At 71.9% G+C, this 5,979-nt stretch carries 4 protein-coding genes and 2 pseudogenes; 2 read left to right on the top strand and 4 right to left on the bottom strand.

Annotated elements, in window-relative coordinates:
- From AOK09_RS10215 to rsmI, 4 genes and pseudogenes are all read right to left on the bottom strand, one after another.
- Window positions 1-202, bottom strand: a pseudogene (locus tag AOK09_RS10215) (AraC family transcriptional regulator); the annotation flags it as partial.
- 6 nt (window positions 203-208) lie between these two features.
- Complete coding sequence (metG, locus tag AOK09_RS10210; protein ID WP_055586820.1) at window positions 209-1,816, bottom strand: methionine--tRNA ligase; 1,608 nt, start codon at window positions 1,814-1,816, stop codon at window positions 209-211.
- Window positions 1,817-1,912: 96 nt separating this feature from the next.
- Entirely contained in the window at window positions 1,913-2,383 is a 471-nt protein-coding gene (locus tag AOK09_RS10205; RefSeq protein ID WP_055586819.1) for a hypothetical protein, read from the bottom strand.
- Between the two features lie 393 nt (window positions 2,384-2,776).
- Window positions 2,777-3,634, bottom strand: coding sequence for a 16S rRNA (cytidine(1402)-2'-O)-methyltransferase (gene rsmI, locus AOK09_RS10200; protein ID WP_055586818.1), 858 nt, complete (start codon window positions 3,632-3,634; stop codon window positions 2,777-2,779).
- Window positions 3,635-3,842: 208 nt separating this feature from the next.
- Here rsmI and AOK09_RS10195 point away from each other — a divergent pair, with 208 nt between their 5' ends.
- Window positions 3,843-5,663, top strand: coding sequence for a dolichyl-phosphate-mannose--protein mannosyltransferase (locus AOK09_RS10195; RefSeq protein WP_055586821.1), 1,821 nt, complete (start codon window positions 3,843-3,845; stop codon window positions 5,661-5,663).
- Window positions 5,664-5,745: 82 nt separating this feature from the next.
- A pseudogene (locus tag AOK09_RS10190) lies at window positions 5,746-5,979 on the top strand (hypothetical protein); the annotation flags it as partial.

The raw sequence follows: 5,979 nt of genomic DNA, 5'->3' as shown, positions 1-5,979 counted from the left end.
GGGCGGCGGCGAGGTCGGCGGCCCAGCGCGAGCCGGGCAGGTCGCAGCCGACCTGGATCACGGTGGTGACTCCGACGGCGGCGGCCTTGGCGAGGCCCTCCTCCGGGGTGCCGTCCTGCATGTCCAGGTGGGTGTGGGAGTCGGCCACCGCCACTGCCAGGGGTTCCGGCAGTGGCGGCGGCGCGGACTTGCTGCTGCTCATCGCGGCTCAGGCGTCCTTCTTCTCTTCCAGGCGGGGGAAGAGGATGTCGCCCTTGGTGACGGTGGCGCCGGCCGGGAGCAGGCCCCAGCCTGCGGCCTCGCCGATCCGCTGGTCGGCGAGGGCGCCCAGCGCCGCCTCGGCGCCCAGCGAGTCCCAGAGCTTGGCCGCGGCTCCCGGCATCACCGGGTTCAGCAGCACCGCGATGGCGCGCAGCGACTCGGCGGCGGTGTACAGGATGGTGGCGAGCCTGGCCTGGCCCTCGGGGGAGCCATCCTTGGCGACCTTCCACGGCTCCTGCTCGGTGAGGTAGCCGTTGACCTGCTTGATGAAGTCGAACACCGCGGCGATGCCGCCGGCGAAGTCGATCTCCTCGCCGATCTTCCGGTCGGCCTCGGCGACGGCCCTGGCGAGTCCGTCGGCGACCGCCTGCTCGGCGTCGCCCGCGGCGGTGGCCGCGGGCAGTGCGCCGCCGAAGTACTTGCCGACCATGGCGGCGACCCGGGAGGCGAGGTTGCCGAAGTCGTTGGCCAGTTCCGAGGTGTAGCGGGCGGAGAAGTCCTCCCAGGAGAAGGAGCCGTCCTGGCCGAACTGGATGGCCCGCAGGAAGTACCAGCGGTAGGCGTCCACGCCGAAGTGCGAGGTGAGGTCCTGCGGGGCGATGCCGGTGAGGTTGGACTTGCTCATCTTCTCGCCGCCGACCATCAGCCAGCCGTTGGCGACGACCCGCTTGGGCAGCGGCAGCCCCTGCGCCATCAGCATGGCGGGCCAGATCACCGCGTGGAAGCGCAGGATGTCCTTGCCGACCAGGTGGACGTCGGCGGGGAAGGTGGCGTCGAACTTCGCCGAGTCGGCGCCGTAGCCGACCGCGGTGGCGTAGTTGAGCAGCGCGTCCACCCAGACGTAGATGACGTGCTTGGGGTCCCAGGGGATGGGGATGCCCCAGTCGAAGGTGGAGCGGGAGATGGAGAGGTCCTGGAGGCCCTGCCGGACGAACTGCAGCACCTCGTTGCGGGCCGACTCGGGCTGGATGAAGCCGGGGTTGGCCTCGTAGAACTCCAGCAGCTTGGGGCCGTACTCGCTGAGCTTGAAGAAGTAGTTCTCCTCCTTCAGCATCTCCACCGGGCGCTTGTGGATGGGGCAGAGCTTGGCGCCGCCCTCGCCGTCCAGCAGCTCGCCGGGGGTCTTGTACTCCTCGCAGCCGACGCAGTACGGGCCCTCGTAGCCGCCCTGGTAGATCTCACCCTTGTCGTACAGGTCCTGCACGAACTCCTGCACCCGGTGGGTGTGCCGCTCCTGGGTGGTGCGGATGAAGTCGTCGTTGGCGATGTCCAGGTGCTGCCAGAGCGGCTTCCAGGCCTCCTCCACCAGCTTGTCGCACCACTGCTGGGGGGTGACGCCGTTGGCATCGGCGGTGCGCATGATCTTCTGACCGTGCTCGTCCGTGCCGGTGAGGTACCACACCTTCTCGCCCCGCTGGCGGTGCCAGCGGGTGAGCACGTCGCCTGCGACGGTCGTGTAGGCGTGGCCCAGGTGGGGGCGATCGTTGACGTAGTAGATCGGCGTGGTGACGTAGTACGCCGACGCCCCGTTGCTGTTGGTTCCAGTGGCCGCCATGGTCAGAAATCCTATAGCGGCGCGAGGACTGCACCGTCCGGCCGCCGCGCGTGGCGGCGGCCGGACCGCGGAGCGCCGCGCTGCGCGTCCGCCGGGTCAGCTGTGGTCGCGGGGGTGCAGGTGCAGGAAGGACGGCAGGTGGAACCGGTGCCGGCGGTGCTGCTCGGCGGCCTCGTCCAGCTGCGCGCCCGTGTCGTGCACGGCGGCGGTGGGGGCGCCGTGGCCGTGCCCGTGGCCGGCCGACCAGGCCCGGCTCACCGCGTCGACCCGTCCGGCACGCATGATCCGCACGGTGTGCCCGCCGCAGCCGGGGCAGCTGGGCTTGAGCAGCGGCGAGGGGACGCGTACGCCGTTGGCGCGGTACTGGCAGGTGAGGTGGCCGTCGCGGTCGGTGTGGTGCTCTATCTCGTAGTCCTGCTCCCAGCCGTATCCACAGCTGAGGCAGGCGAAGGAGTAGGCCTCGTGGGCGGTCTCGACCGGGCCCCCGGTGACAGCGGTGACGGTGGTTGCTGCCGACAGCGGGTCCGTGCCCGGCCTGCTCACAGGGTTACCGATGGTCTCGCTCATGACGGTCTCCCGGTGCCCTCCGGACGCTCGTCCGGTGCGGGTCTTTCCTCTCCAGGGAATTCCCGGGGCGGCCCGGTGGATTCCCGGGTTGCCGAGTCTTGGCCCGCTGTTGGGAATTCCTGTACGGACCGGCTCCCGGCCCGCGTTGATCCTTGGCCTTGCAGGCCTCCTCTTTACCTTCCGCACACCCTGTCCGAGCGACCTCCGGGGCCCCGTGCGGCGCACTCCGGCGCAGTGCTCCGGGGCCGCCCGCGCGGACGAGGCGCGCTTCCTCTCACCGTACGCCGCCGGGCCTCCCCTACCCAGGGTGTCCCTTCCCGGCGGCCGACGCCAGGCCTCTGACCTGCACGGCTTCGCGGCGCCCGCCGAGAGGTCCGGTCCGCGCGGCCAGACTCAGCCGGCGCCGGGGGCCGCGTGTTTGGCCGCCACCACGGCGTCGAAGACCTCCCGTTTGGGCAGCCCCGCCTGGGCCGCGACGGCGGCGATGGCCTCCTTGCGGCGCTCCCCCGCCTCCTCACGTACGGTGACCAGCCGGGCCAGTTCCGCGGGCTCCAGCCGGGTCGGTGCGGCCGGCGGCGCGCCCGCCACCACCACGGTGATCTCGCCCCGCACCCCGGCGGCCGCCCACTCGGCGAGCTCCTCCAGCGGGCCGCGCCGGACCTCCTCGTAGGTCTTGGTCAGCTCCCGGCACACCGCGGCGGGCCGGTCCCCGCCGAACGCCTCGGCCATCGCCGCCAGCGCCTCGGCGAGCCGGTGCGGGGCCTCGAAGAAGACCATGGTGCGCGGCTCGGCGGCCACCTCGCGCAGCCGCCCGGCCCGCTCGCCCGCCTTGCGCGGCAGAAACCCCTCGAAGCAGAACCGGTCGACCGGCAGTCCCGACATCGCCAGCGCGGTCAGCACCGCCGACGGCCCGGGCACCGCCGTGACCCGCACCCCGGCCGCCACCGCCGCGGCGACCAGCCGGTAGCCCGGGTCGGAGACGGACGGCATACCGGCGTCGGTGACCAGCAGCACCCTGGCGCCGCCGGTCAGCGCCTCCACCAGCTCGGGGGTCCTGGACACCTCGTTGCCCTCGAAGTAGGAGACCACCCGGCCGCCCGGCACCACCCCCAGGGCCTGGGTGAGCCTGCGCAGCCTGCGGGTGTCCTCCGCCGCCACCAGATCCGCCTCGGCCAGTTCCCGGGCGAGGCGCGGCGGGGCGTCCTCGACGTCGCCGATGGGTGTTCCTGCGAGTACGAGTAGACCTGTCACCTCCCCATCCTCGCAGCCCGGCCCTGTTCGTCCGCAGCGGACGGGCCCCGCTCTCATCCCCCACCCCTACGATGTGCGGGTGAGCGGTGACAAGGCGACAGGAGCCCCGGCGCACGGGGACCCCACCGGCAGCGGCGGCGCGGGCACGGCCGGCGCACCCCCGGCGGACGACCGGGACGGCCACGGCCGGGCGGCGGACGGCGGTTCCGTGCTCACCAGCGAGCGGTCCGACCCGCCCGCCGAGACGGGCGGGGAGCCGGGGACGGGCTCGGCGTGGCAGCGCGGTCTGGCCCGGTACGGGTACTTCGGCCCGGACCGCAGCCCGCTGCGCCACCGGCTGGTGCCGCCGATGCCCGACGGCCCCGGCACCGCACCGGCGCAGGGCCCCGGCCCGGTGATGGACCGGCTGGGGTTCGCGTTCAGCTCGACGCTCTGGGTGTGGCTGTGCCGCTGGTCCGGCTGGCTGGGACCGATCGCGGTGGCGATCTTCGCCGGTGTGCTGCGCTTCCACAACCTGGCCAGCCCCAACGCGGTGATCTTCGACGAGACGTACTACGCCAAGGACGCCTGGGCGCTGCTGCACCACGGCTACGAGACCAGCTGGCCGGACGACGCCAACCGGGAGATCATCGGCTCACCGCAGACCATCCCGCTCTCCACACAGGCGGCCTTCATCGTCCATCCGCCGGTCGGCAAGTGGACGATCGCGGTGGGCGAGTGGCTCTTCGGGCTGCACCCCTTCGGCTGGCGGTTCTCGGTGGCGGTGCTCGGCACCCTGTCGGTGCTGATGATCGCCAGGATCGCGCGGCGGCTGCTGCGCTCCACGCTGCTGGGCTGCGTCGCCGGCCTGCTGCTGGCCGTCGACGGCCTGCACTTCGTGATGAGCCGCACCTCGCTGCTGGACCTGGTGGTGATGTTCTGGGCGCTGGCCGGTTTCGGCTTCCTGCTGATCGACCGCGACCGCACCCGGGCCCGGATCGCCGACGCGCTCGGCGCCACCGAGGACAGTCCCGACGCCCAGCCGGACGCGGTCCTGGCCGCCCGGCTGAAGCTGGGATGGCGCCCGTACCGGGTGCTCGCGGGGGTGAGCCTCGGACTGAGCGCCGCCACCAAGTGGAGCGGGCTCTATGTGATGCTGACCTTCCTGGTGATGGCGCTGCTGTGGGACGCCTCCGCCCGCCGGCTGGCCGGCGCCCGCAACCCGTACCTGGCGACCCTGCGCCGCGACGGGCTGCCGGCGGTGCTCTCGCTCGTGGTGGTCTCCCTGGTGGTGTACGTGTCCTCCTGGGCCGGCTGGTTCGCCAGCAGCCCGGTCCCGGGCAAGGGCGGCTACTACCGGGACTGGGCGGTGCACCGCCACGGCATCTCCTCGCAGTACTTCACACTGCCGCTGATCGGCAGGCACAAAATGCCGTTCCAGGTGGACATGACCTGGGTGCCGGACATGTTCCGCAGCCTGTGGCACTACCACTCGGACACCTACGACTTCCACAAGAACCTGCACAGCCCGCACATCTACCAGTCCAACCCGTGGAGCTGGCTGGTGCTGGGGCGCCCGGTCTCCTTCTTCTACGAGTCGCCGAAGCAGGGCGCGGACGGCTGCCGGGTCAGCGAGTGCGCCCGTGAGGTGCTGGGCATCGGCACCCCGCTGCTGTGGTGGGCGGGCGTGGTGGCGCTGGCCTACTGCCTATACCGGTGGGCGCTGCGGCGCGACTGGCGGGCCGGGGCGATCCTGGCCGGTCTGGCCGCCGGGTACCTGCCGTGGTTCCAGTACCAGCAGCGGACGATCTTCCTCTTCTACGCGGTGATCTTCGTACCGTTCCTGGTGCTGGCGGTCACCATGATGATCGGGGCGATGATCGGCACCGCCAGGGCCAGCAGGGAGCGGAGGATGATCGGCGGGGTCGCCGCCGGGCTGCTGGTCCTCGCCATCGTGTGGAATTTCCTGTATTTCTTCCCGATCTACACCGGCCAGACGATCCCCTTCAAGGACTGGCAGGCCCGCATGTGGTTCAACGCCTGGATTTGAACGCATTCAACAATTCGGCTGCATTCCCTGCACAGCGGGCCTACGATCTCTCCGTCCAGGAAAGTTCGTGGGGGGATGAACCATGCACAGAGCGGCCAAGGTCACCATCGGGACCATATGCGCCGGAATGCTGTCGGTTGCCGGGTACGGGGTGGTGAACATCGTGGCGTCGCTCTCCGGCCACACCGGCGGGAGCACCCCTGCGGCCTCCCCGGCCGCGGCCGCCGGACCGCGCACCACCTCGGGCGAGACACCGTCGGCGGACGGGGCCCGGCAGGCCGCCCAGGCGTTCCTGGCCGCCTGGGCGGCCTGCCGG

The organism is Peterkaempfera griseoplana (assembly GCF_001418575.1).
Lineage (GTDB): Bacteria > Actinomycetota > Actinomycetes > Streptomycetales > Streptomycetaceae > Peterkaempfera > Peterkaempfera griseoplana.
The sequence above is the reverse complement of the archived record's forward strand: the minus strand, read 5'-3'. Positions and strand labels throughout refer to the sequence as shown.

What these genes read in the sequence shown, in the direction of transcription:
- metG (WP_055586820.1), bottom strand. Translation starts at nt 1,816, where the DNA reads ATGGCGGCCACTGGAACCAACAGCAACGGGGCGTCGGCGTACTACGTC.
- AOK09_RS10205 (WP_055586819.1), bottom strand. Translation starts at nt 2,383, where the DNA reads ATGAGCGAGACCATCGGTAACCCTGTGAGCAGGCCGGGCACGGACCCG.